The sequence below is a fragment of the Pareuzebyella sediminis genome (assembly GCF_008367235.1).
Classification (GTDB): Bacteria; Bacteroidota; Bacteroidia; order Flavobacteriales; family Flavobacteriaceae; genus Pareuzebyella; species Pareuzebyella sediminis.
The window spans coordinates 310,389-336,998 of record NZ_VTZS01000005.1 but is presented as its reverse complement, the minus strand read 5'-3'; the positions used below and the strand labels follow the sequence as shown (position 1 = coordinate 336,998).

Genomic DNA, 26,610 nt, shown 5'->3' with positions numbered 1-26,610 from the left:
ATTTCCGACACGCCTATCAAAATGAATCGAATACAGCAGAAGCTTCAGGAAAATCATAAACTACTATCCATCTATTTTACGGCAGGGTTTCCATCATTGAACGATACCGTGCCCCTTATTCAAGATTTGGAAAAAAGCGGAGTAGATTTTATTGAAATAGGCCTTCCCTTTAGCGACCCCTTGGCCGATGGTCCTACGATTCAAAAAAGTTCGACCCAGGCACTTAAGAATGGAATGACGACCAAAATTCTTTTTGAACAGCTAGAAGATATTCGCAAATCTGTTGCTATTCCCCTTATCATTATGGGGTATTTCAATCCCATACTAAAATACGGTGTCGAAGATTTTTGTAGAAAATGTAAGGATATCGGCATAGATGGGCTCATTATACCCGATTTACCGGTCGACGTCTATCATTCTGAATATCAGCCCATTTTCGAAAAATATGGACTGATAAATATCTTTTTAATTACTCCGCAGACCTCTGAAGAACGCATCCGGTTCATCGATAGCGTGTCGAAAGGTTTCATTTACATGGTAAGTTCTGCAAGCGTAACCGGTGCCAAATCCGGTTTTGGGGAAGAACAACAACGGTACTTCAAACGTATCGCAGACATGAACCTTTCAAACCACCAGATTGTCGGCTTTGGCATCAGCAATAAGGAAACTTTTCAACAAGCGACCAAGTCAGCCCATGGTGCCATCATCGGATCGGCGTTCATCAAACATGTAATGGCAGAAGGACCTAAAAATGTGGAATCTTTCGTTAAGGGAATCAGAAAATAAGTAAAGAATTTAGTATCCTGGATTTTGTACCACGTTGGGGTTCGTGTTGATTTCACTATCTGGGATAGGCCACAAATATTCATGGATCTGAAAATCTCTGCTGTCTTGAGGATTGGCCATATTATAGTCGCTTATGGTCATCTCTAATCTTTGGGTCCGAATTAGGTCGTCCTTTCGATGGCCCTCAAAACAAAATTCACGTTTTCTTTCCTCCAAGATTAGCTCAAAAAGCCCTGCTTGGCTTAATCCCGATTCAATATTGCCATTACCGGGCCCAAATGCCCTGTACCTGACCTGATTGATCAAATCCAAGGCGTAAGCCGTGGGACCGTTCAATTGATTTTCTATTTCGGCCAACATGAGAAGCACATCTGCATAGCGCAAATAAGGAAAATCAAAACCCCCAGAATCATAGTCCACGGACGACAAATTTTGGTTCCATTTAAAAGGCCTCCAATTATTTCTTTCCTCCAAGTCTATCCGCATACCACCTTCCCTTTTAAAAGTAGCCACATTTATTTCAAAACGCCGGTCAACCAAACCAATTGGAAAACTAACCGGATCGTCAAACGTCTCGTCACCGTACAAATAGATTTCCGGAAAATCCGGTACCAAAAGTAAACGGTCATTTTTGACGGCTCCCATCGGCCCCCAAATCACGCCATAATTGCTACCATTAGCAGCTTCTGAAGACCCATAAGCTATCGTAAAAATAACTTCCGTATTTGCATTTTCGTTGGAAATTGCGAATACATCCGCATAATTTTCCTCTAGTTGATACAATCCCACCAGGGGCGTCAATTGGTCCTTGGCCAAAACATACTTATCTGTCTGAAGTAGGGGAAAACCGGCCATTTGCAAATAGACCTTTCCTAAAAGCGCTTGTGCAGCTGCCCTGGAGGCTTTATTGCTTGTGTAACTAAAGGGAAGGCTTGAAATTGCTGCTTGTAGATCATCGACGATCAATTCATATGTTTCAAGACCACCTTGCTCAAAAACCGGTTGAATATCAAGATTATTGACATAGCTATTTACTACCACCGGGTTTCCGAACATCTTTACCAAATTAAAGTAGTATAATGCGCGTAAAAACCTTAACTCCCCACTTACCTCAACACTATCTATCTCTTCTTCCTTATCGTATTCTCCTGAACCTAATGCGGCCAAACCCCTATTCAATAGGGATATGGCCTGATAATGCCTAGACCAGAACTCATTAATAGTATAATTACTTGAATCAAAAACATAGTTATCAAAGGGGTAGGCGCTAGAATCTTCCATGGGATTATCACGTAGGATATCAGTGCCGATATCGCCCCAATAAAAAATATAACCATCAGCGTCGAAAATTGACCTTAGAATCGCATAAGAATCCGATAAAAGGGTTTGAAGGCTTAACGGAGTTTCCTGAATTGGTTGAGAAGGTGCTACAACTACAAACTCTACACGAATAGTGTTATTGGTCGTCACCGTTACACTCCGGCTAAAGGATTCCCCACTTTCGCTATTTTCGATAGTAATTTCATAAATTCCTATAGCAAGATCGGTGTAGGTAATCGGGCCATCATCTGTAGAAACTTTAGATGGCTGCCCTGGTGAAACCGACACTTCGAACCCGGAAACAAAGGCTTCTTCGGCCGTGATATGAATTTCGAGAGTCCCGACCTCAACCGTGGGTTCATCCACTATTTCATCGTTCTGGTCACAAGCCAGTAATAGGGCTAAAATGAAATATAACCAAACATTATTTCTCATTAAATCAATAGGGTTATTTTTTGGCCATAAAGCTATTTTAAATTTGAATCGCTTCTACACTATACCAAAAATAATTTGGCGTTATTTTTACACCTGTGAAACTCGAGGAATTCATATTTTAAAATTGGATAGATGTACTACCCCTTTTAATACTTTTGTCGATACTATTGGTAGGTGGGTAAATGCCAAATCGAATGTTCGATCAGCAAATGAAAGCAAAGACGTTATGAAGGAAGCTATAAATGATTGGAAAATAGTCAGTCTCCTGTGCCTTACCCTTGGGCTTGCACCTTTCATTCCCGAACCCCATATTTGGGGTAAAATACAGTGGGTATGGGGCGGTGCTACGGGAATGAAATTCATCGATTGGTTCGATGTTCTACTCCACGGCTTCCCTTGGGTACTTTTGTTTCGCCTGCTTATCTTAAAAGTCAAAACGCTACGCACTACAAAATAAATTCAATCATGGCATACTCTTCGGGTAATGAAGAACAATATGAAGTTTGGCTTCGGGGGCCCTTACCTGATATTTCAAGTTATTTGCAACCTGCCGCCCATGCCCTATTACAAGTCAGGGAAGATCTTCGCAAACACACTGAAAATTTCCCTGATAAGTTGCTATGGTCCGAACCCTGCGGAAGGGCATCGATAGGTTTTCATTTACAGCACCTAACAGGCGTACTTGACCGAATGCTCGCATATGATAAAGAAAGACCGCTGTCAAAAGCACAATTCGCCTATCTCAAAAAGGAAGGGCTATCAAATGAGAAGCTGACGACAAAACAACTGGTAGACTCCTTCGATGAAAAGGTCGAAGAGGCCGTAGACTATTTTAAAACACTCCCAGAATCCATTTTGACCGAAAAAAGAACGGTGGGTAGAAAAAAATTGCCGAGCACGGTTATCGGTCTTTTATTTCATGCCGCGGAACACGCTCAACGTCATTTCGGTCAATTATTGGTGACAATAAGTGTTCTAAAGACGGATGAGGCAAAATAATGACCCTGCCTTTTTCATGTGCCAATCATCTTCTGGTAACCGCATAGCACCATAAAGGGAAGCATACCCCCTTATTGATTGTATAGCGAATGTACTCTAGCAAAGCATGCTACCATCTCCCATATAGGGATGACAATTCCCCCTATATATAGCATGTTTTTTTTAAGTTGCCATGCAAATCTACAGCCACTCGGTTTGACTTATGTGGAAGCGGTTAGCAAGAAGAGTTGAGAATGGAATCATATGTTCGATCACAATTTTTCTCATTTTAGTCGTATCACACCAGGTTGATATGATTATAGGGAACGAACTATTGGTCGGTTTGTAACAAAGGAGCACGGTATTTTTCAAAAAAAACACATAACTATCTGTTTATCAATATTTTAACAACATTTTAAAAAGGTTTTAACGCATGTATTCACCCCTATTTCCTATATTAGGTATTAATCATAAAAACAAGATATGGGAATTATGAATGATAAGAGATTTAAAAGGAAGAAGGAACAACACGATCCCACGAATCCTACCGGAAATACTAAAAATAGAAACGACAAGTTCGATATTAACGATAGAACGATTAATGAACAACGCAATAAACAGTAGAGTTTTACACTTTTTAAAATAAAGAGTCAAGTCCTGAAATTGTTTTCAATGATTTCGGGGCTTGTCCATTTTTACCTCCAAAAAAACCCGTAAGGTCAAAGGCCAAACGGGTTTTCAATGTTCATACTTGTTCAGAGCTAGGCCGAATTTCTACTGGCATTAATATTTCCGTATAATGACCTAGTAACTATTTTCTCATATAACGCATCGTGTTCGGTTTTTTGCCCAATTTTCTGCAAGGCATATTGCTGAATTACTAACAAAGGAAGTACGATGCTTTCCCTTATTTTTATAGACTCGCGAGAAACCGCTTCATTTTCCATCAAAACCTTGCTTCCCGAAATCGTCAACAACATCTTCTTAGATAGTTCAAATTCATCGTGAAGTATTTGCCAGAAAGCACCATATTTCTCATCTTCTTTCATATAACTGGTCAATTCAAAATAACATTTTGACAAAGACATCATACTATTGAGCATCAAAGCTTTGAAGAAAGGCACTTCTTTATAAAGCTTTTTTATTTCCTTTAACCTTCCCTGCTGCTTTAAAGTGTTAATAGCTGTACCTATTCCAAAATAACCAGGAACGTTCTGCTTAAGTTGGCTCCATGAACCTACGAAAGATATTGCACGAAGGTCTGTGAGCTCTAACTGCTTCTTATTTCCCCTTTTGCCAGGTCTACTACCGATATTCGCTTTTTGGTAAAACTTCAGCGTACTTCTATTTTCAAGATAGGGGATGAACATTTCATGCTTTTTCAAGGCATCGTATTTTTCAAAACTCAAATCGGAAAGCTCTTCGATCAGTTTTCGATGGGCGCTCGAAATGACATTTTCTTTCCCAAAGAGGTTATTGGAAAGACCTGCGGTCATCAATTGTTCACAATTATGTATAAAATGTTCCTTAGTGCCATAAGTACTTGTAATGGTTTGACCTTGAATTGTCAATTGTATTTCATTGTTGGCAATACCTTTGGTCTGGGCAGCGTAAAAACGATGGGTTTTACCACCTCCTCTCGCCGGTGGGCCTCCCCTACCATCAAAGAATATCGCACTGACACCATTATTGGAACAAATCTTTGATAAACTTTCCTTCGTCTTTAGTATCGACCAGTTCGCCCTTAAGTAGCCACCATCTTTCGTACCATCGGAAAAACCTAACATAATAGTCTGTTTATCGCCCCTACGCGCTAAATGCTGTCGGTACTCAGGCAAATCGAACAAGATCCGCATCGTCTCCTCCGAACCATCCATCCCCTTCATCGTCTCAAAAAGAGGAATGATATCGAAAGTGATGGCTTTGTTATCCCATCCACACCACCTGAAAAGGCCATATACAAAGAGTACCGAAAAAATATCTTCCGAATTGCTAATAATATATCGATTACAACCCTCTTCGCCATTAGTTGCCTGAATACCTTCCAATTGTGAGATATTTACAATAGTATCTTTGACTATATCTTCATCGTAATCATCGGCATTTAACGTAATTTTCGTATTGATAAGAATATTGACCAGTTCATCCTCTGAAAGCTCATCAAGATGTTCTTTAATCAAATTATTCTTCTTGAGAATTGTTTCAACGACCATCTTATGTTTACTATGGTCTTGCCGAATATCCAAGGTGGTAAAGTGTGTCTTAAATATTTTAACCTTATCTATATAATGATCTAGTTCTTTCAAATAAATACTATGATATTTTTCGACCAAAAGAGCTCTAATGGTCAATAGAGGCTCGAGAATATCTTCAAACTTGACAGTTTTTTTGGTATCGAACATGGCGGTATACAAGTGACCCCTTAACTGTCTAATCGGTTCTTGAACATCTTTGAAGGTGAGTTTCTTCTGAATACGCTTTAAGTCATTGTAATAGCACTTCATAAGGTTGATGCGAAGTTCGTCGGCAACGTCTTTAGTGATATCTGCGGTAACAAAAGGATTACCATCCCTATCGCCCCCGGGCCAAAACCCCAGTTTCACAATGTTGTGATTCTCAAAATCGTCTTTATGAATATTTTCCTTGATATAGGCATAGAGATCACCCACGGCATCATAGTAAATGTGACGAAGAATATAGATAATATTCTTAGCCTCATCCAAAGGCGTCGGTTTCTTGGCATTTATAAGGGATGTGAGCCCCAGTTGTTGTAAGGTAACATCGATTTCGTCTATGCGGTCTTCAAGAATTAAGGATCTAAGATCTGCAATAATATCAAGTATTGCTGGAGTATAGAACTGTGTAGGATGAGCCGTTAAAACGATACGTGCACTAAAAGTCGAAAGCTTCTTGGAAACCTTGTCCCAACTTTTGTTCTTATCGACCAGTTCAAAATAGTCTTTGATAGATAAAGATCTTCTATGTGTCTGTAATTTTGGGAAAGCGGCATCTTCAACACTATCGTACAAAACAACCTGACGTTCTACATACTGAATAATACGGAACATAAAATCTATTCGCTCCTTTTCCGATTCGATATTGGCAAAGTTTTGAAAAAAGGCCTCAAGAATTTCTTGAGGGTTCAGACCTGCGGCTAGTCCTTTTTGACATTGGTCTAACAATAAAGGAATCAACATACCCACATTCTCGATATTGCGATAGGGTAAGTTTAAAAAGAGACTGTTATATACGTTGAACTTGTTGTTTACTGATTTCTTGAATTCAATTAATCTTTCCGATTGTTGCATAAAATGGTTCTAATAGCTTTTTGTTATCGATTTGCCAAATGGCCCATAAATATCGTATTATTCCGTGATTCTTGATCGGAACAATTTTTCATATAACAAAATAGTCTATGTACACCACAAAAACAACAGAGTTCACAACAATAATTTCGTCGACCTCTACCTTGGTTATACTTTTATCCTGTTCTCAAAAACAAAAAGCAAATTTTTTCATTTTCATATAGTGTTCTCGTAAAAGAGCTTGATCTAATTGATCCGGCTCTTTTTAGTTGGAAATGGTAATAGAACAAAGTTCTTTCGTTCTCCGCCTCTGGCTATTCATTCCAAAAAAACCGGACGATATTGGTCCACCCTAAAATCCATGGTATTGTAGTGCGGGTTGTTCTCTTTTATTTTTTTATAGGCGGTCAAGCTACCTACGGCCCTATTTGCTGCACCGGATGGTGCTATTAAAGATACCGTCTTAATCTCACGATCAGATTTAGGAAGTGCAAAACGATGGATTCTCGGTATTTTATCAGAGACCCTCTCCAATTTCACACCATAACTTTTAAGAAGTTTTCTAAAGAAATATTCGGGACCGTTTTTACTGTTTCCACCCATAAAAAGAACCGTTTTCAAATTTTCAAACTTCTGAAGATAAGACACTAAATCACGTAGTTCCACATTAAGCATCCCCAAATCGGAAGCATCTAATGTAATGCGCTCGGCCTTTGCTACAATATCGCAAATACCTATTTTTCGTGCCAATAAAAATTTCTTTCGTTGTGCTATGGCTAGCGGGGTATTCTCATACTTCAACCCGAGATCAAAAATACGGTCAAGAATCGGCCATAACATTCCATTGCGACTACCATAGCAAAAATCGACATCATCCTGTTTAAGTTCTCTAGTAGTGAATCGAGGTGGTGGAAGGGTACCCACCACTAATTTGGTACTCTTTTCAGAAATGAAGGGTCTATACGGGTGGGTATGTAAAAACAAACTATATGCTGTTGAAAATTGTCATCAATAACACAAATATCAAAATTGCAGATTTAAAATTCTGTGATCGTATCCTAAAACTTTAATATTGAATGCAAGTGTAGCCCAATAGGCCAAACGTGCTCATTTGACATTTTGAATTTAAAGATGTAATTTCAGAAAAATATAAAGGATAGCCATGGGTAAAGGAGACAAAAAATCAAGAAGGGGCAAAATTGCCAATAGGTCATATGGCTCTCGAAGACCACGTAAAATCAAACGTAGACCGACTGTAGAAGAAAAAATTGGAATTAAGAAAAAGAAATGAACTACCGAATAAAAACCGGTTCGTTTTCTTTCAACGTACGCTCCTTACTAAACATATAGCCGTCATAGTCAAAACCTTTAAGGGCCTCCATAGTAGTTATATCATTATCGACAATATAGCGCACCATTGCTCCTCTTGCCTTCTTGGCATAAAAACTAATGATTTTAAGTTTATCGTTCTTCCAGTCTTTAAAAATTGGCGTTACCACAGGAACTTTTAGTTTTTTGGTATCAATAGCACCAAAGTACTCGTTACTTGCCAAATTAATGAACAGCTCATCATCCTTCATTTCTGAATTCAATTTCTCGGTAAGAGTCTTTTTCCAGAATTCGTACAAATCTTTTTTTCGCCCCACTTTCAATTTGGTACCCATCTCCAATCTGTAAGGCTGTATAAGGTCCATTGGTCTCAGAAGACCATATAAGCCCGATAAAATTCTTAAGACATCCTGTAGCTTTTTCATGTCTTCTACTGGCATCGTATAGGCATCGAGCCCTTGGTAGACATCACCGTTGAACGCATATATGGCCGGTCTGGCATTTTGAAGTGTAAAGGGTACTTCAAAACGCTGGTTGCGTTCCCAGTTCAGTTCGGCCAGGTTAGAAGATATTGACATTAAATCAGACAGGGCCTTAGGCTTCTTCTTTGCCAGTATTTTGTTCAATTTTACCGCCTCATTTAGAAATTGGGGCTGAGAAATTTCAACATCAGGGTATTTTGATTCGAAATCCAACGATTTTGCCGGAGAAACGACTATTTTCATAACAGTTTGAATGCTTTATAATAAGCCTAAAAATAGTGCCATTTTTTGGGAATACCTATGCCCACCACAAAGAGTTATCAATAGTGCTATCAACGAAATCAATATACTTATCGGGTATGTTGGGCGTAATGACGCCACTTATCTATACAATCTGACATATCTTCGGGAATTTCCGAATCAAATCGCATATGCTTACCCGTTATGGGGTGGACAAAACCTAATGTTTTTGCATGCAGAGCCTGCCTTGGTAAGATTTTAAAAGCATTATCGACGAACTGCCGATATTTGGTAAAAGTCGTACCTTTTAGAATCTTTTCGCCCCCATATCGCTCATCATTAAAGAGCGTATGGCCTATATACTTCATGTGTACACGTATCTGATGGGTACGACCAGTCTCCAATTTGCAGGAGACCAGCGAAACATAACCGAAACGTTCGAGAACTTTATAATGTGTAACCGCTTCTTTGCCTTCGTTTCCTTCAGGAAAAACTTGCATTTGTAGCCTATTTTTGGGGTTACGTGCAATATTTCCCTCAATTGTACCCTCGTCTTGCTCAACATCGCCCCAAACCAGTGCGATATACTCGCGTTCCGATGTTTTATCGAAGAACTGCTTTGCCAAATGTGTCATTGCCGATTCGGTCTTTGCAACGACCAATAACCCTGAGGTATCCTTATCGATACGGTGCACCAATCCGGGTCTTTCATTACTGTTGGCAGGAAGATTATCAATATGGTGCAAAAGGGCATTGATCAGGGTTCCTGAATAATTGCCATGACCTGGGTGCACGACCATTCCAGCTGGTTTGTTTACAACCAGTAGTACCTCGTCTTCATAGACAATATCTAAAGGTATGTCTTCGGGAACCAATAAAAACTCATGCGGTGGATGCTCAAAGAGTACCTTGACCTCATCGTCAGGCTTGACCTTGTAGTTTTGTTTTACGATGCCCCCGTTCACCCAAATATGACCATTTTTAGCCGCCTGCTGAATTTTATTTCGGGTGGCATACTCAATAAAGTTCATTAAAAATTTGTCGACCCTCAAAGGCTCTTGGCCTTTCGAGGCCACAAATCTATAATGCTCAAAAAGTTCGTCGTCGTTTTGGTCTAAGCTATCATCTTCTGACTTCATAATTTATTCCGAATCTGCCTGAATTCTAGCCTCTTCGGGAATGGTACCGTTACCGCAGATGAGTTCGACCTTAGAAGTTTTGGGCAGTTTATCCCCTGGCTTAATATATTTTCCCTTGTGCTTAAGTTGATACACCATATCTTTTCCCAATTCATCGATATAAGTTACACGGGCCACATCAAGACCGACCGCCCTTAACATCGAGGCGGCATTTCTTTGGGTTACTTGAATGATTTTTGGAACTGTTACCTTTTTATAACCAGAAGGGTTTACAGTAAAATAAATTTTTCTATTTTCCTTAACCTTATTTCCTGCAGGAGGATTCTGTTCTATAATAGAAAATCGAGGGTACTCGGGATTGAAATTAGCAGAATCCAAGACCTCATATCTCAAGCCAACCTCTGCAATAGACGCTCTCATTTCCGGGACGGACATTTTTGAAAAATCGGGTACCTCTACAAATTCACCATGATTGGTGGTGCTGTTCAACCACCTCAACACCAAGAAAATCAGCAGAATAGAAACCAATAAAGCAAGTCCAAGCTGAATTAAAAAAACTTTGCTTCTAAGAAAATTGAAAAAGTTGCGCATCCAATTGTTTTTGATCTGACAAATATAAGTAATGCTCCTTACGAATTGAAGTCTATTTTAATTTGTATGTATCTACTATCCCGCCAAACAAAAAACAAACCTATTGAAATAGAAATCGGAAGCTTTTTCTTTACTTTGAACCAGGTAACTAAGAAAACGATGCTATGAAGAAAAATATTGCCATTATCATGGGAGGCTATTCCAGTGAATTCGAGATTTCGCTGCAAAGTGGTAATGTAGTGCACCACTATTTGGACCAGTCTCGTTTCAATACCTACCGGATTCATATTCTCAAAGACAAATGGGTGTATGTCGATACCGATGAACAGGAACACCCGGTAAATCGTCACGACTTTTCGGTAGACTCACCTATTGGCAAGATTACCTTTGATTGCGTGTTTAATGCCATTCATGGTACCCCTGGAGAGGATGGCCTCATGCAGGCCTACTTCGAATTACTAGGTATACCACAAACCTCCTGTAACTATTATCAATCCGCCCTCACCTTTAATAAACGTGACCTACTCAGTGTTCTCAAACCCTATGGTATTAAGGCCGCACCTTCTTATTACCTTAACAAAGGAGACGAAGTGAAGACCGAAGAAATATTGAATGCGGTGGGGCTACCATGTTTTGTTAAAGCCAATAAAGCGGGCAGTAGTTTTGGTATTTCAAAAGTATATTCAAAAAAAGAATTACCGACAGCAATAGAAAAGGCCTACCAAGAGGATGATGAAATTCTCATCGAAGCGTTCTTGGAGGGCACGGAAGTTTCGGTAGGAGTTATTACCTATAAAGGAAAAAGTAAAGTATTACCAATAACAGAGATTGTTTCCGATAACGATTTCTTTGACTACGCAGCGAAATACCAAGGTCAATCCCAAGAAATAACCCCGGCAAGAATTTCGGAAGAGCAGGCCAAAAAAGTTACGGATATAGCGCAAAAAGCCTACGAGATACTAAAAATGAAAGGTTACTCACGTAGTGAGTTCATCTTCGTTGACAATGAGCCTTACATGCTAGAAATGAATACCACACCTGGTTTAACTACCGAGAGTATCTTACCTCAACAGGCTAAAACGGCGGGTATATCGTTGACCGAACTCTTCGGTTGCGCGGTAGATGAAGCTTTAAAATAAAAAAGGGTACCTTTAAATGGTCATTGACAGCAATTATACTAAAAGAGTTCTCAATAAATTAAAAATGACCTAAATCGTAAATGTAACCGATGAAACGCGCAATTTTTCCGGGTTCTTTCGATCCACTGACCTTAGGGCACTATGATATAATACAAAGAGGCATTACAGTATTTGATGAACTGATTATTGCCATAGGCATCAATGCAGAAAAACGATATATGTTCACCTTGGATCAACGCAAACAGTTTATCCAAGAGGCCTTCAAAGAAGAAAAAAAAATAAAGGTGCTTACCTATCAAGGTCTAACCGTCGATTTTTGCAAAAAAATGGATGCAGGTTTTATTTTACGAGGCCTACGAAACCCGGCCGATTTTGAATTTGAAAAAGCTATTGCACATACCAATCGAAAATTGTCGGAAATTGAAACTGTTTTTCTCTTGACCTCCTCCGGAAAATCATACATAAGCTCTTCCATCGTACGTGATGTTATTCGAAATGGAGGAGATTATACGGGCCTCGTTCCAGATACGGTACGTTTTCAAGGAAAAAATGAATAAAGCTATTTCGAAACATCCCTTGTAAGGATTGTGAGCAAGAACTTACAATATGAATTTTTTAGGTTCTTGCCACAACATATAGGAGAATACAAAGAGCCTTCTAGTACTCTCTGTTTTTTAAGCCATTCCCTGTTAATCTAACCTAACACAACGAGTTTCTTAAGGTTCACAACAAACCTTATGATTTTAAATACAAAACCCATTATCTTCGTAGGAAATTTCTCTATGATGTTGAAGGGACCCCAAATCAAGACCAACAACTACCTAATCAAACAACTACCTGAAGCTATTGTTTTTATAAACAAAAAGTTTGAGGTTGTGTATGCTTCCGATAAATGGTTCAAAGCACATGAGTTGGAACCAGGTCTGACATTTGGAAGGAAAATAGGTTCTATATTTTCCCATCTATCGGAGAACTTGGAAGGTAAATTTGAAGAGTCTTTTAAAGATGATGCCGCCTCATCAGAAATCGAGTATAGCTTGCAAACGGCTGCAGGAGATAAATTCTTTAAGTGGACCTGGAACCCTTGGTATGATGAAAGCGAAAATGTTATTGGCCTAATTATATTAACCCAAGACATAACGCTTAGCAAGTTTAGAGAAGAACGTGTTCAAAGACTTCAATCACTTTTAGAGGTCACCGCCGAAGTAGGAGAAATAGGGACGTGGGAATACAACGTCGAGGAGGATAAACTTCTATGGTGTGATATGACCAGAAAAATTCATGAGGTAAGCAACGATTTCGAACCCTCAATGGACAACGCTTTTGACTTTTATAAAGAAGGGTATAGCAAAAATACGATTTCCCTGATAGTGCATAAAGCCATGGAAAGTGGGGAGCCATGGAGCGAAAAATTGCAGATCATTACCGCCAAAGGAAAAGAGATATGGGTTCAGGCGGCTGGAAGGCCTATTTTCAAAAATCAAAAATTGGTCTCCTTGGCAGGAACTTTTCAGAATATTCAAGACCAGATTCAAACAGAGGTCAAAACAAAGGCCAGTGAAGATCTCATGCGAACCCTGATCAATAATTTGCCCTTAAATGTTTACATTAAGGACATCGATTCACGAAAAATTCTAGTGAACAAGGCTGAGTGTGATTATTTCGGCGTAAACAGCCCCGAAGAACTTTTGGGTAAAAGCGATTTTGATCTTTTCGATGAAGACATGGCCCAAATCTCCCGAGATGAAGATATAATGGTAATGGAAACGCTAAATCCAATGCTGGGCAAGGAGACCATAAGTAGAACTAAAGATGGGAAAGTCACTACTTTTTTGACTTCAAAGATTCCACTATCACATAAAGACGGAAAAGCCTACGGCCTAGTCGGAATCAGTTTAGACATATCAGATATCAAGAGAAAAGAGGATGAACTTCGAGATCTTATCAATGTCACCTCTCTTCAGAACAAGAAATTGGTCAATTTTGCGCATATTGTCTCGCACAACCTTCGCTCCCATACATCGAATTTTTCCATGTTGCTCGACTTTCTGGTACACGAAAAAGAAGAAGTTGAAAAGCAAAATATTATCAAGATGTTGGTCAATGCCTCTGATAATTTACTAGAAACACTAGAAAATCTTAACGAGGTGGTTGCCATTAATACAAATGTCAACCTTAAAAAGAGACCTGTGAGTCTTAATAATAAGATACATGTCGTCGAACAGAATCTCATCGCTTTTCTGAAAAACAATAACGCAAAGATTATAAACAAAATTACGGAAGAGCTCGAAATAAAAGGCGTACCCACTTACGTGGAGAATGTATTGATGAACTTCATCACCAATGCCGTGAGGTATAAAAATCCTGAGAGGGATCCTATAATTACGCTCACTGCACGTAGAGAAAAAAATTATTGCATTCTTTCTATCTCGGATAATGGCCTAGGTATCGACCTAAAAAAATATGGCGACAAACTCTTTGGCATGTATAAAACCTTTCATGATCACCCCGACGCCAGAGGTATCGGGCTTTACATTACCAAAAATCAAATCGAAGCCATGAACGGCAAAATCACGGTATCAAGCCAACTAGGAAAGGGAACCACATTCAACATCTATTTTAATGAAACAAATTAATCATATCTGCATTATCGATGATGACCCTATTGTACTATTCGGTATACGAAAAATGTTGAGTCTTGTAGCTGAGTGCAACCATATAAGCTCCCATTCTAATGGAAAGGTTGCCTTAGATGCAATCAAAAGTGATTTTGAAGACAAAGGAGAAATTCCAGATGTCATTTTTTTGGATATCAACATGCCCATAATGGACGGTTGGCAATTTCTAGAAGAATTTATAACCTTACCTATTGAAGAAAGGGTACGTGTCAATATTGTTACTTCCTCCATCGACCCTTTGGATATAGAACGATGGGAAAGTTATAGACAAAAGACAAAGCACTTGATTACCTTCAACAACAAACCGATACGAAAAGAGCAGATCGGGCGTATCACAGAAAAAGCCTGACTACATCAATTACCCACGGGGCTGCTGAATATATTCCCAAATTTAAGTGTCTAGAAACATCGGTTTTTGATCTGAACTACTTGGTTTTTGTTTAATTTTAGGAAATGTATTTTATACTTTATCCTCTAAAGAAGCCAATATGGCAAATTGCTTGGATTGCCTCGCTGTTCTTAGTATCATGTGAAACCAATACGCCTGACAACACAGAGAGCTTCCCCACACATTTTGAGCTGAGTGAAGGAAAAGAGACGGCCACCTATTTTGAGACCATTGATTTTTATGTCCGATTGGCCAAAGATTTTCCGGAGGTCAATATGCAGACAATCGGAGAAACCGATAGTGGTTATCCTTTGCACATCATAACGTACAACCCTGAGGGTGATTTCAATTTTCCTAAAATAAGGAACGACAAGAGCATACTTTTAATCAACAATGGTATTCACCCGGGTGAAAGTGATGGTATCGACGCCACAATGCTTTTGTATCGCGACCTTGTAACCGGCAAAATCAACTCCCCTAAAAATACGGTACTCGTCACTATTCCCATTTTTAACATTGGTGGGTCACTCAACCGTAACAGCACTACCCGGGCCAACCAAAACGGGCCAAAATCCTATGGTTTTCGGGGTAATGCCCTCAATTATGATCTAAATCGCGATTTCATTAAGGGAGATACTGAAAACGTTAGAACTTTTTATAAAATATTTCATTTGATCAAACCAGACGTTTTTATTGACAATCACGTAAGCAATGGGGCCGATTACCAATATACCCTGACCCACCTTTTTACACAACATAATAAATTAGGGGGCGAACTCGGTCACTTTGTGAACGATATTATGATGCCAGCACTCGAAAATGGCCTAATGGAAGATAATATGTTGATCACGCCCTATGTCAATGTATTCAATGCTCCCCCGGAAATAGGTTTTTCACAATTTATGGATTATCCCAGATATTCTACAGGCTATACCACCCTATGGAATACGCTCGGGATGATGGTCGAAACCCATATGCTAAAACCGTACAGGCAAAGGGTTGAAGGCACCTATGCCCTGATGCAGAAAATGATCGAAATTGTTGAAACCGACCATCAAAAAATAAAACTTCTCCGTACAGAGGCGAATCATCTCCAAAAGCAGCTACGCTATTATCCAGTCTCTTGGGAGGTAGATACTACTAAAAGCACGACGATAAGCTTTAAGGGCTTTAAAGCGGATACCCTAACAAGTGAAGTCACCGGTTTACCGCGCTTGAAATATGATCGTAGTAAACCATTCACCAAAAAAATACAGTATCAAAATTTTTTCAAGCCTAAAGATTCGGTCAAAATACCCAAGGGGTACCTCCTTAAAAAAGGTTGGACAAAAGTCATTTCATTGTTAGACTTAAATGAAATTGACTACAGGGTTTTACAAAAAGATTCCGTGTTCAGAGTCGAATCGTATCGAATTGAGGATTATCAGACAGTCAAGTCTCCCTATGAGGGGCATTACCCGCATTACAAAACCCAAGTTAGCAGTACACAAAGGGAGCAACAATTCGAACAAGGCGACCTCTTTATACCAATTGCACAATACGGCATGCGCTATTTATTGGAAACCCTGGAACCCCAGGCCCACGATTCATTTTTTAATTGGAACTTTTTCGATCCCATCTTGCAGCAAAAAGAAGGGTTTTCACCTTATGTATTTGAGGATGAAGCACTACAACTTTTAAAAGAAAACGAAAACTTACGGAATAGGTTTGAACATAAAAAAACCATAGAACCCGAGTTTTCCAAGGATTGGTATGCTCAGCTCGATTGGCTTTTCAAACAATCAGAACATTATGAGGCTTCCCATATGCAATACCCTGTGTATAGGGTAATTAAAAACACCAGTGAATAAGACCTCTTTAAGCCCCGAATAGAATTTTAATATTGGTATAGGAATTTTGTAAAGCTTTCTGAATTTTTTTCGGGCCTTTCCATTTCACTTTTTTTATTCCTTCCTTTTTTTCAGGTCTCAGTTTACCGGTATAATCTGTTTTCATGGCAAACCAATGCACCTCTTTCAAAGTATAGGCTCCACTATTCTTATAAATATGGTAAGTAGTTCTTAGAAAATTCTCGATTCTCAATCCTTTCACTCCTGTCTCCTCCATGACCTCACGAATGGCACAATCTTCAATAGATTCGCCTTTGTCGAGTTTACCTTTTGGCAGATCCCATTTCTCATTTCTGTAAATGAAAAGTACTTTGCCTTTGGCATTCGTTACTACACCGCCGGCAGCCACCGTCAAAGGAATTTTTTTAGTAAACTTTTTAAGTATTTCCTCGTGGTTGGGATGATAAATGTAAGCTTCTTCGATTTTCTTTTTCTTCAAGGCCTTTATAGCGTCTTGAATCGAATCTTCATTGAGCAAATAATATTCACCATTTGCGGTTTCGGAGAGTTTATTTGTTAAAATCAACGGCGATTCGTTAACAAAAACTTTATACATTTGTGTTATGGTTTTAGACAAAAACACCGCTAAAAAAACAGCCGAGCTTCTGCTGCAAATTAATGCAATAAAGTTGAAACCGGAAAATCCTTTTCAATGGGCTTCTGGATGGAAATCCCCAATTTATTGTGACAATAGAATAATTCTTTCGCATCCTATCATTCGAAACTTCGTTCGAGAAGAAATGGCCAAACAAGTGGAAGCACTCTACGGCAAGCCGGATATCATAGCGGGTGTTGCAACCGGTGCGATAGGAATCGGGGTGCTAGTTGCCGATTATTTGAACCTTCCCTTTATCTACGTTCGCCCCGAACCCAAATCCCATGGAAGGCAAAATCAAATCGAAGGTCAGCTTGAACGCAATCAAACGGTTGTAGTCATTGAAGATTTGATTAGCACAGGGAAGAGCAGCCTGAATGCCGTGGATGCCCTGATACATGCAGGCGCCAATATAAAAGGTATGCTGGCCATATTTACCTACGGTTTTCATACGGCCCAAGAGAATTTTGAAAAAAAAGGTATCGCGCTTAACACCCTCAGTGACTACGCGCATCTTGTGGAACAGGCATCTGAAACCCACTTTATTAAAGAAGAACAGCTTAACATGCTTTTAGAATGGCGCAAACGGCCTTCAGAATGGCAACAATAGAGAGTACATGCATATAGAAGCCCCCAAAAAGAATATCTCTAAAGGAGACAAAGAAGTATTCGATTATCTAACAGATTTAAAAAACTTCGAGAAATTAATGCCCGAATCCATAGAAAAATTTGTGGTTTTGAACGAAGATAAATTTCTTTTTTCCATAAAGGGCATGCCTGAAATCGTTTTGGAACGAAAAGAACAAATTCCTTATAATAAAATCGTTTTGGGTGCAGCAAATGATAAACTACCCTTTACTTTAACGGCCAACATAAAATCTACGGAAGACGATGCAAGTGAGGTGACCTTAAGTTTCGAAGGCCAATTCAATGCTATGATGGCCATGATGGTCAAAAAACCCATTACCAATTTTATGGAAACGCTTTCGGAAAATTTGGAAAGGATCCATTCAATATAATAGTTGAATCTCTTTTCGATCAAACTCCCTCAAAACATTGTCTTCAAGGGTAATAATTAATTTTCCCTCCTTGGTGACCCCTGTTATGAAACCCATGAATAATTCATCCGTCGAATTTTTAAACGTTGAGGGCTTAGCCCTTCTGAACAAGTGGTTTTCATAGTGATTTAAAAGGTACCGATATCCATTTCTTTCCCATGATTTAAAGGCTTCCTCTAAATTTGATACGATGTGACACAGCAGTTCCCCAATATCCAAAGCCTTACCCAACAACATTTTTAGCGAACTAGCGTTCTGTAAGTTGTTAAAGTTTTGCTGGTTGACATTAAGACCTATACCTATAATGGAGGTACGAACGAGACCCCCGGAGCATATGTTTTCGATAAGTATCCCGCAAATTTTATGCGAGCCTGACAGAATGTCGTTAGGCCATTTAATACTAAGATTGGGTACCGATATGGCTTTAAGGGTGTTATATACGGCTAATGAGGTACAACAATTCAGTGCAAATTGATCGGAAATGGGAATGTTCATATTTTTCTTTAACACGCTACAGGTAAGGTTTTTGCCAGGTTCTGAATACCATTTTGCGCCCATTTGACCCTTACCTTTCAATTGGTTTTTAGTGGTCACTACCGTAAAATCGTCGAGATATTTAGACTTCGCCAAACTTTTTAAATAATCGTTGGTCGAGTCCGTGGCATCAAGTTTGATTAATTGCATAATCCCTATGATGGGTTATATATTCCATCAATTGTTAAAAACTGGGGTTAAAAGAACAAAAAAATAATAACTTTGTAGAAACTAAAATTTTTGAATGCAGAAAAGCAAAGCCAGTGCAGATGAATTAATTGCATTGATCTTACAGGGAATTGAAGAAGTAAAAGGAAATGATATAAGTTTACTTGACCTTAGGGATATTGAAAATACCGTTTGCGACTACTTTATAATATGTAATGGTACTTCGAATACACATGTAAATGCTATAGTCGGTTCCATCCGAAAAACTGTAAGCAAGGCCATCTCAGATAAACCTTGGCACGTTGAAGGTGAAGATAACGCCGAGTGGGTATTGATGGACTATGTGAACATCGTTGTGCACGTTTTTCAAAAAAACATTAGAGAATATTATGACATCGAGGGCCTTTGGGGAGATGCCAAGGTCACTGAGGTGGAGAGTAGTTTAAACCAGTAAAAAAAAAGAATGGCTAAAGATAGCAATACAAATCCTAAAAAACCGAAATTCAGCTCATGGTGGATTTACGGTTTGATCGCGATACTTTTAATTGGCTTTCAATTTATAGGTAGCGGTAATTTTGCAAGTACAAAGAAAACCACCACATCAGAACTACAGGAATATCTTAGAAACGGTGATGTCAAAGAAATAATGATTATCACCAATACCCGTCAGGCAAAGGTGTACCTTACCGATGAGGCTTTGAAAAAAGATGTTCACAAAGAGGTAAACGATCAGCCTTTCTTGCCTTCAACCGGCAGGGCCCCACAATATGTGCTAGACTATGGTGATCTTCAAAATTTCGAGAATGAAATCAAGAATATTAAAAAAGAAAACAATCTTGACACCATAGTCGATTACGATACGGACAACAACTACCTTATGGATTTGTTGTTGGGCATTCTGCCCTTTGTATTAATTATTGGTATTTGGATATATCTCATGCGTAGAATGTCCGGAGGCGGAGGCGGAGGCGCAGGCGGCCAGATATTCAATATCGGAAAATCGAAAGCCAAGCTTTTTGACGAAAAGACCGATACAAGAACCTCTTTTAAAGATGTAGCGGGTCTTGAAGGTGCAAAGGAAGAAGTAGAGGAAATCGTGGAGTTCTTAAAAAATCCTGACAAATACACTTCTTTGGGCGGTAAGATTCCTAAGGGTGCATTGCTCGTAGGACCTCCTGGAACCGGGAAGACCCTTTTAGCGAAAGCCGTTGCAGGCGAGGCTAAGGTACCTTTCTTCTCCCTATCCGGATCCGATTTTGTTGAAATGTTCGTGGGTGTTGGTGCCTCAAGGGTACGAGACCTTTTCAAACAGGCCAAAGACAAGTCTCCAGCAATCATTTTCATTGACGAAATTGATGCTATAGGTAGAGCCCGTGGTAAAAATAATTTTACAGGTTCAAATGACGAGCGCGAAAATACATTGAACCAGCTATTGACCGAAATGGATGGTTTTGGTACCAATACCAATGTCATTGTGTTGGCTGCTACGAACCGCGCCGACGTGCTGGATAAGGCTCTTATGCGTGCTGGTCGCTTCGATAGACAGATTTACGTAGATCTCCCCGATATTCGGGAACGAAAGGAGATATTTGAAGTACATCTCAGACCTATTAAAACCGCCGAAGCTTTGGATCTTGAATTCTTGGCACGGCAAACTCCAGGTTTTTCAGGTGCCGATATTGCGAATGTCTGTAACGAGGCTGCCCTTATAGCCGCTAGAAAAGAGAAAAAAGCGGTAACCAAACAAGATTTCTTGGATGCCGTAGATAGAATTGTGGGAGGCCTCGAAAAGAAGAACAAGATTATTACGCCAGGCGAGAAAAAAACGATTGCTTACCATGAGGCTGGTCATGCCACGGTAAGTTGGATGCTTGAACACGCCGCACCCCTAGTTAAAGTTACTATTGTACCACGTGGCCAATCATTAGGTGCTGCTTGGTACCTACCTGAAGAACGCCTGATTGTGAGACCTGAGCAAATGCTCGATGAGATGTGCGCTACCATGGGAGGTAGGGCCGCGGAAAAAGTGATCTTCGATAAAATTTCAACCGGGGCCCTTTCCGATTTGGAAAAAGTAACCAAGCAAGCACGGGCGATGGTAACCATATATGGGCTCAATGATGAAATTGGAAACTTGACCTATTACGATTCTTCAGGACAAGACTCTTATGGTTTTTCAAAACCCTATAGTGAGAATACCGCGAGAAAGATAGACGAAGAAATTTCAAAAATAATCGAAGCCCAGTATGAAAGGGCCATAGCGGTACTAACTGAGAATAAAGACAAACTTACCGAATTGGCCGAAAGACTTCTCGAGAAAGAGGTTATTTTCAAGGAAGACCTTGAAAAAATATTTGGCAAAAGACCCTTCGACAAAGAATTTGACCAAAAGGGACAGGAAAAAGTACCGAAAGAAGATGTAGACGAAAGTGCTGAACAAGGAACTTTGGCCGAGGAAGGTGAGAAAAATAAATAAAGAATTTTAACGTTTTTCATATGCAGGAAGGCGCATATCGAGTTTTATAATTGCAAATGGGGCTATTTGACAAATTATTTGGCGGAGGTAAAAAGAAAAAGGGTTCCAAAGAAACTACGGAAACTAGAGGTGCCCATATGCCCGACCTTGTTATACCGGTAGATGAGAAGTTTACGATCCATTTCAAAAAGAACGGTGGCAAGTTTCTATATTGCGATTCATTTTCTGAGATTTCTAGGGCACTTAAGAACATAATTAATGAAAACGACTGGCATGAGCATCCTTTCTTTGCGCTTAATGACAATTTGAAAGAGAAATTTTCAAAGGAGAAAATCAAGTTTACCAATAAATCGAAGGAAAGTGATGTCTTCTTTACTACTTGTGAACATCTTATCGCTCAAAATGGATCAATACTTGTGTGTTCAAACCAGTTAATGGACAATAAACTCCACGAGTTGCCTTATAATGTTATCGTATTCGCTACTACCAGTCAGTTGGTAGAATCTATTGGCGAAGGACTAAAGACAATTAAAAAGAAATATGGCCATAGTATTCCGGCCAACATTACCACTTTAAAGCATTTTCAATCAAACAAAGAAAATTCAGATGATTTTCTCACCTACGGAAGTAGTTCCAAAAATCTGTATCTTTTACTTTTGGAAGATCTGTAGATTATGAGAGAAGTGCTTAGACGCTCGCTAACCGGGGCAGTTTACATTATTTTATTATTATCGGCTGTTTTTTTAAGTTCCGATGCCTTTGACTTTTTGTTCATGGTGTTCGGCTTGGCCTGCTTGAATGAATACAAAAAACTGGTAGCCCTGAGAGGGCTACACATCTATTTGGCCTACATGGCCCTTTGGTGGGCCTACATTTATTTCGTTACTGATATGTTATTGGTCTACGTGTTATTACTTTGTACCATTTTAGTGAATATTGCCTTAATGGTATATCTTTTTTCGAAAAGGGAAAAACTTTTTAATACGGTGCAAAAATTTATCATTGGTTTGTTCTATGTGGGCGGGGGCTGTATATTTCTGACCATGATTCCCTATACCAATGATGACTTTGCCAAATTCTTAATTATAGGTATTTTTATACTTATCTGGGTAAACGATTCTTTTGCCTACATTGTAGGTAGCCTATTCGGTCGCACGAAGCTGTTTCCTAGGGTATCCCCTAAAAAAACAGTTGAAGGTGCCTTAGGCGGCTTGGTATTTGCTCTTGGGATAGCCTATTTGATGGCAAAGTACGAACCCTTGATTAGTCCGTTGCAATGGGTCTGTGTAGCAGCCGTCATCGTTGTTGCGGGAAGTTTAGGGGATTTGGTCGAATCTAAGTTTAAGCGGTCGGCAGGAGTGAAAGATAGTGGCGCTATTTTACCAGGGCATGGAGGAATGCTAGATCGGTTGGATAGTCTTATATTCGCAGCGCCATTTGCATACTTAACGTTAAACATTTTTGCTTATGTTTCATAAGGAGGGTCAAAAGATAATCTTGGCCACTTTTTTCATCGTTTCTGCCATCATCTTGCTTTCGCAGTTTTACGTGAATATCCCATGGTTACGCTGGGGCCTTCAAATTACATCACTCATTCTCCTTATTCTAATTCTACAGTTCTTTCGCAATCCCACACGTAAGACCCTTAAGAACTTCGACGAAATTTTAGCACCGGTCGACGGTAAGGTAGTTGTTATCGAAGAAGTTGAGGAAACGGAGTATTTCAACGATAGACGAAAGCAAGTTTCTATTTTTATGTCGCCTACCAACGTCCATGTGACGCGATATCCTGCAAGTGGGAGCATCAAATATTCTAAATATCACCCAGGTAAATATCTCGTGGCTTGGCATCCGAAATCGAGTACCGAAAATGAGCGTACCACCGTGGTTATCAAGACTCCTAAATTTGGTGACGTCTTATATCGACAAATAGCAGGTGCGATGGCAAGGCGTATTGTAAATTATGCCGAGGTTGGCGAGAGTGTACAGCAAGGAGATGATGCAGGGTTTATAAAGTTCGGGTCTAGAGTCGACCTTTTGTTACCTTTGGACTGTGCAATTACGGTGAGGCTCAATCAAAAAGTAGTCGGGGCAAAAACTTGCATTGCGGCAACTATCAAGAAAGATGAAAACGGAGAAGTTACTTACTGATTTTCAAAAAGCTGTCGAATTTGTTAACGGCCATACCGAACCTATGCCGGCCGACCTTTTATTAAAGTTATATGCGTATTACAGAATTGCAAACAAAAATTTCAGCAACCCTGGAAGCAAGACTCCATTAATCAATGCTTTTAAGGCCAATGCCTTGATTCAGGCTAAAAATCTCTCTCGGGAAGAAGCTATGAAGGCATATATAAAACTAGTAAAGAAAGAATTGATGACCTAGCGATATTTCTTCGCCCTGGTCGAAAGTATTAAAGAAGCATTTCCAGTCTATAGTCTATTTTATTCATAGAGATCATCTAAATCGGCTTCGCAGAGTTCGAGCATAAAATCCCCCATTTTCTTTGTAATATCCTCAAAAAAAAGATGCCCTTTCTCCTTGGTCGACTTGTACGGATTACCGGTACCGGTATCTTCGCTAATTTTCGACCATTCGCGTTCGGCCCATGCCCATCCCTCGGAAAAAGCCTTGATCTTAAAAGATTTGGCGGCCCCTCTACCCCATTTTCCCTTAGGTAATACTAAATCAGGACGCAAGTGGAGCATTAGACTGGTCTCCATCTCATCGGCATGATCGCCCTTTTCTTCAAAATATGCATATTTGTCCAGCACTTGTGGAAAGAAACAGTAACTGATAAACATCTTCGGAAATTTCAAACCCAGCTCCCTGACCAAAGGTTTGAAATTATTACCCCCATGACCATTAAAAATCAAAAGCTTAGAGAGCTTCTGGCGGTCGAGTACTTCGACAATATCGTTTAGAATGGCTAACTGTGTACTGGGGTTTAAATTAATATCAAGATAAATATCGGATTGCCCTGTGTTCACCCCGAAAGGTATAGTGGGCAGCACGATTACCTTCCCTCCTTTTTCCCAAGCCAATCTTGCCGATTCGGCCGCCATATGGTCGGCCTGAATATTGTCTGTTGCATAGGGCAAATGGTAATTATGGGCTTCCGTAGCTCCCCAGGGCAAGACCGCCAAATCAAAAGTTTCATTTTTTAAAGCTTCCCAATTGGTTTCCGCCAGTATATAGGGTCTCATCAAGTTATGTTGGTTTATGGTTTAAATAAACGACTAAGAAACAATACGTATTTCTTTGAGGGTTCAGGGGCGGCATATAACGACTGCAGCGAAAGGGGTATCAATTAAATGGACCTACCATGATATGCGCTCGATACGTGCCTGGATCCATCAACCAGGGCATACCCTTTTCGTGAGGTTTGCCAGGCAAACCTGTTGATTCGGTTGTTGCAAAGGGCGTATAAATAACATAACGAAATTGACCATCGGCAAGATTCCCCGTTTCTTTGTCGTATGCGTCATCGCTGCCATAGTAGACATAAAGCATACTGGGCACCAATGGCATCTGCCATTTTCCTGCGGCCACCTCCGCCCCTTGTATTTCGCGCTTTTCCTTGGTGTTCTTACCTTCGGCAGTCAACTCACGCCCCCTTTTCATAAAAGGCTCCAGTGCTTTTGAATAACACGCTACACTAATACCTTCCTTTTTTGGATCGTCGGCGATACATACAAGGTTATTGCTACCTTCCCTTAAAACCACCAACTCGCCCGAGGCATTGTAACCATAAACCATCGCATCTTCTTTATCAGCTTCGGGCGCCGGTAAGGTAGCCGTTTTTATTTGTACGGGTTCTGGAAGAATATCGGCACTTGTCGTTTGAGAAACACATGAAATGGTGGTAGACAAAGCCATTAGGCATATAAATTCTTTCATAATGGTATCGTTTTCTTAAAGATAACAATCAAACTCGAAAATGCACCAAGAGATTCCATAAAAACAGCACACACTGTAATTATCTTGAAAAACAGAGTATAAAAAAAGAAACCCCACAGCGATACAGTGGGGGAACCGTATATTTACCGCATTTGTGGGGCCTCGTTAACCAAATAAGTTCAAGTTGTTCCTAAAAAAGTAGCTTACGCCGTACGTACGAATTAAGAGACATTGAGTTAGCTATAGACTTAGGGACCACAAAGATACATTCTTAAATGAACAAGTATTCATTTAAAAATGTTAAACTTTTCAAGCTTTTATAGCATCCCAACAAATACCGAAGGTGGTCTCGATTAGGGTCTCGGTCAAGGTAATGTTTTTAGAGACCATATCCCTTGCCAAACTATTGACGTACCCATAAAGCAGCGGAAACAAAAGTTCATTGTCAACATCCTTGATAATACATTCTTTTTTGCCCGCATTCAACAACCTGGAAACGTGCCCTAAAAACCTTTCATCTAAATTCTTAGCTTCCCCTGAAATTAGTGAAGAATAACGAAACTGATGCATGAACACTACATCCGCGCTGTTGACTACGCGAAATTTCAGCACACTCGCCCAAATTGACATCAATTGCTTTTTAAGAGGAAGGTGGGTTATCGAAGGTAAGAGGGAGAGCGTTCCCTTTTGCATCAAACTCTTGTACAGTTCGTTGAGCAATTGTTCTTTTCCGTCAAAATAAATATATAATGTGCCACTTGCGATATCCGCCCTATTCGCAATCGCCGAAATGGTGAGTTTATCCAAGCCCAGCTCCCCGGTCAAGCCGATGGTAGCTTCGAAAATAGCCTCTACCTTCGCGTTATCTTTTGGTCTCACCTTGCTAATATAGCGAAATAAGTGAATAGGCATTCACTTAAATTTATAAGGGATTCGCTTTTTCTTGAGAATCTAGTAATCCGCCGTCCGTGATTCATTATCACTTTCGTACATCCAGGTGTCCGTCCAAACGATTCAAACACCTTACAATTTCAGGCAATTCTCGATCGGCCACTTTGTGCAGCCCCCCTATACTTGTTCTCTCAGGTGAATTTAAAAGACAATTCGTACAGCAAGCCGTCCATCAAGAAAGTAATTGCGAAATAGGACTCCGTATTTTGAAGTTGGTATCTAAAATCT

At 39.7% G+C, this 26,610-nt stretch carries 29 protein-coding genes; 18 read left to right on the top strand and 11 right to left on the bottom strand.

The window, feature by feature from the left end:
* Positions 1-21 precede the first annotated feature (21 nt).
* Entirely contained in the window at positions 22-786 is a 765-nt protein-coding gene (gene trpA, locus F2B13_RS17695; RefSeq protein ID WP_149277500.1) for a tryptophan synthase subunit alpha, read from the top strand.
* Positions 787-795: 9 nt separating this feature from the next.
* On the opposite strand, the gene F2B13_RS17690 is transcribed toward trpA, so the two are convergent.
* The gene (locus tag F2B13_RS17690) at positions 796-2,541 is read right to left on the bottom strand and encodes a RagB/SusD family nutrient uptake outer membrane protein (RefSeq protein WP_149277442.1); all 1,746 of its coding nucleotides are present in this window, start codon (positions 2,539-2,541) and stop codon (positions 796-798) included.
* A 226-nt stretch (positions 2,542-2,767) separates the two neighbouring features.
* Here F2B13_RS17690 and F2B13_RS17685 point away from each other — a divergent pair, with 226 nt between their 5' ends.
* The 3 genes from F2B13_RS17685 (at position 2,768) to F2B13_RS20740 (ending at position 4,143) form a co-directional block, all read left to right on the top strand.
* Complete coding sequence (locus F2B13_RS17685; RefSeq protein ID WP_149277441.1) at positions 2,768-2,998, top strand: hypothetical protein; 231 nt, start codon at positions 2,768-2,770, stop codon at positions 2,996-2,998.
* A gap of 8 nt (positions 2,999-3,006) precedes the next feature.
* Positions 3,007-3,540, top strand: a complete 534-nt coding sequence (locus F2B13_RS17680) for a DinB family protein (RefSeq protein ID WP_149277440.1) — start codon at positions 3,007-3,009, stop codon at positions 3,538-3,540.
* 471 nt (positions 3,541-4,011) lie between these two features.
* Positions 4,012-4,143, top strand: a complete 132-nt coding sequence (locus F2B13_RS20740; protein ID WP_262713972.1) for a hypothetical protein — start codon at positions 4,012-4,014, stop codon at positions 4,141-4,143.
* Positions 4,144-4,280: 137 nt separating this feature from the next.
* Here the strand turns inward: F2B13_RS20740 and F2B13_RS17675 are convergent, their stop codons facing one another.
* Together F2B13_RS17675 and F2B13_RS17670 are read right to left on the bottom strand one after the other, a co-directional pair.
* The gene (locus F2B13_RS17675) at positions 4,281-6,827 is read right to left on the bottom strand and encodes a phosphoenolpyruvate carboxylase (RefSeq protein ID WP_149304776.1); all 2,547 of its coding nucleotides are present in this window, start codon (positions 6,825-6,827) and stop codon (positions 4,281-4,283) included.
* Positions 6,828-7,142: 315 nt separating this feature from the next.
* Positions 7,143-7,808 (bottom strand): uracil-DNA glycosylase family protein, encoded by a 666-nt coding sequence (locus F2B13_RS17670; protein ID WP_149304775.1) that lies wholly within the window; start codon positions 7,806-7,808, stop codon positions 7,143-7,145.
* Between the two features lie 178 nt (positions 7,809-7,986).
* Between F2B13_RS17670 and F2B13_RS17665 the strand changes: the two genes are divergently transcribed.
* The gene (locus tag F2B13_RS17665) at positions 7,987-8,115 is read left to right on the top strand and encodes a 30S ribosomal protein THX (RefSeq protein ID WP_149277437.1); all 129 of its coding nucleotides are present in this window, start codon (positions 7,987-7,989) and stop codon (positions 8,113-8,115) included.
* Position 8,116: 1 nt separating this feature from the next.
* Here F2B13_RS17665 and yaaA read toward each other — a convergent pair whose 3' ends face one another.
* The 3 genes from yaaA to F2B13_RS17650 all read right to left on the bottom strand — a co-directional run bounded on the left by yaaA (position 8,117) and on the right by F2B13_RS17650 (position 10,605).
* Complete coding sequence (yaaA, locus tag F2B13_RS17660) at positions 8,117-8,878, bottom strand: peroxide stress protein YaaA (RefSeq protein WP_149304774.1); 762 nt, start codon at positions 8,876-8,878, stop codon at positions 8,117-8,119.
* A 107-nt stretch (positions 8,879-8,985) separates the two neighbouring features.
* A complete protein-coding gene (locus tag F2B13_RS17655) occupies positions 8,986-10,014 on the bottom strand; it encodes an RluA family pseudouridine synthase (protein WP_149277435.1) in 1,029 nt (342 codons plus the stop codon).
* A gap of 3 nt (positions 10,015-10,017) precedes the next feature.
* Positions 10,018-10,605 (bottom strand): PASTA domain-containing protein, encoded by a 588-nt coding sequence (locus tag F2B13_RS17650; RefSeq protein ID WP_149277434.1) that lies wholly within the window; start codon positions 10,603-10,605, stop codon positions 10,018-10,020.
* A 164-nt stretch (positions 10,606-10,769) separates the two neighbouring features.
* Between F2B13_RS17650 and F2B13_RS17645 the strand changes: the two genes are divergently transcribed.
* The 5 genes from F2B13_RS17645 to F2B13_RS17625 all read left to right on the top strand — a co-directional run bounded on the left by F2B13_RS17645 (position 10,770) and on the right by F2B13_RS17625 (position 16,660).
* Positions 10,770-11,744: a D-alanine--D-alanine ligase gene (locus F2B13_RS17645; RefSeq protein WP_149277433.1), complete on the top strand. Its 975-nt coding sequence runs from the start codon at positions 10,770-10,772 to the stop codon at positions 11,742-11,744.
* Positions 11,745-11,833: 89 nt separating this feature from the next.
* Positions 11,834-12,301 carry a pantetheine-phosphate adenylyltransferase gene (coaD, locus tag F2B13_RS17640; RefSeq protein WP_149277432.1) on the top strand — a complete coding sequence of 156 codons (468 nt, stop codon included), beginning with the start codon at positions 11,834-11,836 and terminating at the stop codon, positions 12,299-12,301.
* Positions 12,302-12,481: 180 nt separating this feature from the next.
* The gene (locus F2B13_RS17635; RefSeq protein WP_232623076.1) at positions 12,482-14,380 is read left to right on the top strand and encodes a PAS domain S-box protein; all 1,899 of its coding nucleotides are present in this window, start codon (positions 12,482-12,484) and stop codon (positions 14,378-14,380) included.
* Positions 14,367-14,771 (top strand): response regulator, encoded by a 405-nt coding sequence (locus F2B13_RS17630; protein WP_149277431.1) that lies wholly within the window; start codon positions 14,367-14,369, stop codon positions 14,769-14,771. Before F2B13_RS17635 ends, F2B13_RS17630 begins: the two co-directional genes overlap by 14 nt.
* Positions 14,772-14,875: 104 nt before the next feature.
* The gene (locus F2B13_RS17625) at positions 14,876-16,660 is read left to right on the top strand and encodes a M14 family metallopeptidase (protein WP_149277430.1); all 1,785 of its coding nucleotides are present in this window, start codon (positions 14,876-14,878) and stop codon (positions 16,658-16,660) included.
* A 7-nt stretch (positions 16,661-16,667) separates the two neighbouring features.
* Here F2B13_RS17625 and F2B13_RS17620 read toward each other — a convergent pair whose 3' ends face one another.
* A complete protein-coding gene (locus tag F2B13_RS17620; RefSeq protein ID WP_149277429.1) occupies positions 16,668-17,255 on the bottom strand; it encodes an NUDIX hydrolase in 588 nt (195 codons plus the stop codon).
* Between the two features lie 7 nt (positions 17,256-17,262).
* Here F2B13_RS17620 and pyrE point away from each other — a divergent pair, with 7 nt between their 5' ends.
* Complete coding sequence (gene pyrE / locus F2B13_RS17615) at positions 17,263-17,904, top strand: orotate phosphoribosyltransferase (RefSeq protein ID WP_149304773.1); 642 nt, start codon at positions 17,263-17,265, stop codon at positions 17,902-17,904.
* 7 nt (positions 17,905-17,911) lie between these two features.
* Positions 17,912-18,313: an SRPBCC family protein gene (locus F2B13_RS17610; RefSeq protein WP_149304772.1), complete on the top strand. Its 402-nt coding sequence runs from the start codon at positions 17,912-17,914 to the stop codon at positions 18,311-18,313.
* Here the strand turns inward: F2B13_RS17610 and F2B13_RS17605 are convergent.
* A complete protein-coding gene (locus tag F2B13_RS17605; RefSeq protein ID WP_149304771.1) occupies positions 18,305-19,036 on the bottom strand; it encodes a biotin--[acetyl-CoA-carboxylase] ligase in 732 nt (243 codons plus the stop codon). The genes F2B13_RS17610 and F2B13_RS17605 overlap by 9 nt on opposite strands.
* Before the next feature lie 94 nt (positions 19,037-19,130).
* Here F2B13_RS17605 and rsfS point away from each other — a divergent pair, with 94 nt between their 5' ends.
* The 6 genes from rsfS to F2B13_RS17575 are packed head-to-tail and all read left to right on the top strand — an operon-like array spanning position 19,131 to position 23,916.
* A complete protein-coding gene (gene rsfS / locus F2B13_RS17600; RefSeq protein WP_149277425.1) occupies positions 19,131-19,508 on the top strand; it encodes a ribosome silencing factor in 378 nt (125 codons plus the stop codon).
* A gap of 9 nt (positions 19,509-19,517) precedes the next feature.
* Entirely contained in the window at positions 19,518-21,530 is a 2,013-nt protein-coding gene (gene ftsH, locus F2B13_RS17595; RefSeq protein WP_149277424.1) for an ATP-dependent zinc metalloprotease FtsH, read from the top strand.
* A gap of 56 nt (positions 21,531-21,586) precedes the next feature.
* Entirely contained in the window at positions 21,587-22,201 is a 615-nt protein-coding gene (locus tag F2B13_RS17590; protein ID WP_149277423.1) for an LUD domain-containing protein, read from the top strand.
* A 3-nt stretch (positions 22,202-22,204) separates the two neighbouring features.
* Positions 22,205-23,008 carry a phosphatidate cytidylyltransferase gene (locus tag F2B13_RS17585; RefSeq protein ID WP_149277422.1) on the top strand — a complete coding sequence of 268 codons (804 nt, stop codon included), beginning with the start codon at positions 22,205-22,207 and terminating at the stop codon, positions 23,006-23,008.
* Complete coding sequence (locus F2B13_RS17580; protein WP_149277421.1) at positions 22,998-23,681, top strand: phosphatidylserine decarboxylase family protein; 684 nt, start codon at positions 22,998-23,000, stop codon at positions 23,679-23,681. The genes F2B13_RS17585 and F2B13_RS17580 overlap by 11 nt, the downstream gene beginning before the upstream one ends.
* Entirely contained in the window at positions 23,656-23,916 is a 261-nt protein-coding gene (locus F2B13_RS17575; protein WP_149277420.1) for an acyl-CoA-binding protein, read from the top strand. Before F2B13_RS17580 ends, F2B13_RS17575 begins: the two co-directional genes overlap by 26 nt.
* A gap of 59 nt (positions 23,917-23,975) precedes the next feature.
* Here the strand turns inward: F2B13_RS17575 and F2B13_RS17570 are convergent, their stop codons facing one another.
* The 3 genes from F2B13_RS17570 to F2B13_RS17560 all read right to left on the bottom strand — a co-directional run bounded on the left by F2B13_RS17570 (position 23,976) and on the right by F2B13_RS17560 (position 26,343).
* Entirely contained in the window at positions 23,976-24,737 is a 762-nt protein-coding gene (locus F2B13_RS17570; protein ID WP_149304770.1) for a creatininase family protein, read from the bottom strand.
* 100 nt (positions 24,738-24,837) lie between these two features.
* Complete coding sequence (locus F2B13_RS17565) at positions 24,838-25,431, bottom strand: hypothetical protein (protein ID WP_198440158.1); 594 nt, start codon at positions 25,429-25,431, stop codon at positions 24,838-24,840.
* Between the two features lie 309 nt (positions 25,432-25,740).
* Positions 25,741-26,343 (bottom strand): TetR/AcrR family transcriptional regulator, encoded by a 603-nt coding sequence (locus F2B13_RS17560; protein WP_149277418.1) that lies wholly within the window; start codon positions 26,341-26,343, stop codon positions 25,741-25,743.
* Between the last annotated feature and the right edge of the window lie 267 nt (positions 26,344-26,610).

What these genes read in the sequence shown, in the direction of transcription:
- F2B13_RS20740 (WP_262713972.1), top strand. Translation starts at nt 4,012, where the DNA reads ATGAATGATAAGAGATTTAAAAGGAAGAAGGAACAACACGATCCCACG.
- F2B13_RS17565 (WP_198440158.1), bottom strand. Translation starts at nt 25,431, where the DNA reads ATGAAAGAATTTATATGCCTAATGGCTTTGTCTACCACCATTTCATGT.
- F2B13_RS17605 (WP_149304771.1), bottom strand. Translation starts at nt 19,036, where the DNA reads ATGCAATTAATCAAACTTGATGCCACGGACTCGACCAACGATTATTTA.
- F2B13_RS17585 (WP_149277422.1), top strand. Translation starts at nt 22,205, where the DNA reads ATGAGAGAAGTGCTTAGACGCTCGCTAACCGGGGCAGTTTACATTATT.
- F2B13_RS17590 (WP_149277423.1), top strand. Translation starts at nt 21,587, where the DNA reads ATGGGGCTATTTGACAAATTATTTGGCGGAGGTAAAAAGAAAAAGGGT.
- F2B13_RS17650 (WP_149277434.1), bottom strand. Translation starts at nt 10,605, where the DNA reads ATGCGCAACTTTTTCAATTTTCTTAGAAGCAAAGTTTTTTTAATTCAG.
- F2B13_RS17560 (WP_149277418.1), bottom strand. Translation starts at nt 26,343, where the DNA reads ATGCCTATTCACTTATTTCGCTATATTAGCAAGGTGAGACCAAAAGAT.
- pyrE (WP_149304773.1), top strand. Translation starts at nt 17,263, where the DNA reads ATGGTTTTAGACAAAAACACCGCTAAAAAAACAGCCGAGCTTCTGCTG.
- trpA (WP_149277500.1), top strand. Translation starts at nt 22, where the DNA reads ATGAATCGAATACAGCAGAAGCTTCAGGAAAATCATAAACTACTATCC.
- F2B13_RS17675 (WP_149304776.1), bottom strand. Translation starts at nt 6,827, where the DNA reads ATGCAACAATCGGAAAGATTAATTGAATTCAAGAAATCAGTAAACAAC.
- F2B13_RS17645 (WP_149277433.1), top strand. Translation starts at nt 10,770, where the DNA reads ATGAAGAAAAATATTGCCATTATCATGGGAGGCTATTCCAGTGAATTC.
- rsfS (WP_149277425.1), top strand. Translation starts at nt 19,131, where the DNA reads ATGCAGAAAAGCAAAGCCAGTGCAGATGAATTAATTGCATTGATCTTA.
- coaD (WP_149277432.1), top strand. Translation starts at nt 11,834, where the DNA reads ATGAAACGCGCAATTTTTCCGGGTTCTTTCGATCCACTGACCTTAGGG.
- F2B13_RS17635 (WP_232623076.1), top strand. Translation starts at nt 12,482, where the DNA reads ATGATTTTAAATACAAAACCCATTATCTTCGTAGGAAATTTCTCTATG.
- F2B13_RS17685 (WP_149277441.1), top strand. Translation starts at nt 2,768, where the DNA reads ATGAAGGAAGCTATAAATGATTGGAAAATAGTCAGTCTCCTGTGCCTT.
- F2B13_RS17610 (WP_149304772.1), top strand. Translation starts at nt 17,912, where the DNA reads ATGCATATAGAAGCCCCCAAAAAGAATATCTCTAAAGGAGACAAAGAA.
- F2B13_RS17580 (WP_149277421.1), top strand. Translation starts at nt 22,998, where the DNA reads ATGTTTCATAAGGAGGGTCAAAAGATAATCTTGGCCACTTTTTTCATC.
- F2B13_RS17665 (WP_149277437.1), top strand. Translation starts at nt 7,987, where the DNA reads ATGGGTAAAGGAGACAAAAAATCAAGAAGGGGCAAAATTGCCAATAGG.
- F2B13_RS17630 (WP_149277431.1), top strand. Translation starts at nt 14,367, where the DNA reads ATGAAACAAATTAATCATATCTGCATTATCGATGATGACCCTATTGTA.
- F2B13_RS17575 (WP_149277420.1), top strand. Translation starts at nt 23,656, where the DNA reads ATGAAAACGGAGAAGTTACTTACTGATTTTCAAAAAGCTGTCGAATTT.
- F2B13_RS17625 (WP_149277430.1), top strand. Translation starts at nt 14,876, where the DNA reads ATGTATTTTATACTTTATCCTCTAAAGAAGCCAATATGGCAAATTGCT.
- F2B13_RS17655 (WP_149277435.1), bottom strand. Translation starts at nt 10,014, where the DNA reads ATGAAGTCAGAAGATGATAGCTTAGACCAAAACGACGACGAACTTTTT.
- F2B13_RS17680 (WP_149277440.1), top strand. Translation starts at nt 3,007, where the DNA reads ATGGCATACTCTTCGGGTAATGAAGAACAATATGAAGTTTGGCTTCGG.
- F2B13_RS17570 (WP_149304770.1), bottom strand. Translation starts at nt 24,737, where the DNA reads ATGAGACCCTATATACTGGCGGAAACCAATTGGGAAGCTTTAAAAAAT.
- ftsH (WP_149277424.1), top strand. Translation starts at nt 19,518, where the DNA reads ATGGCTAAAGATAGCAATACAAATCCTAAAAAACCGAAATTCAGCTCA.
- F2B13_RS17690 (WP_149277442.1), bottom strand. Translation starts at nt 2,541, where the DNA reads ATGAGAAATAATGTTTGGTTATATTTCATTTTAGCCCTATTACTGGCT.
- yaaA (WP_149304774.1), bottom strand. Translation starts at nt 8,878, where the DNA reads ATGAAAATAGTCGTTTCTCCGGCAAAATCGTTGGATTTCGAATCAAAA.
- F2B13_RS17620 (WP_149277429.1), bottom strand. Translation starts at nt 17,255, where the DNA reads ATGTATAAAGTTTTTGTTAACGAATCGCCGTTGATTTTAACAAATAAA.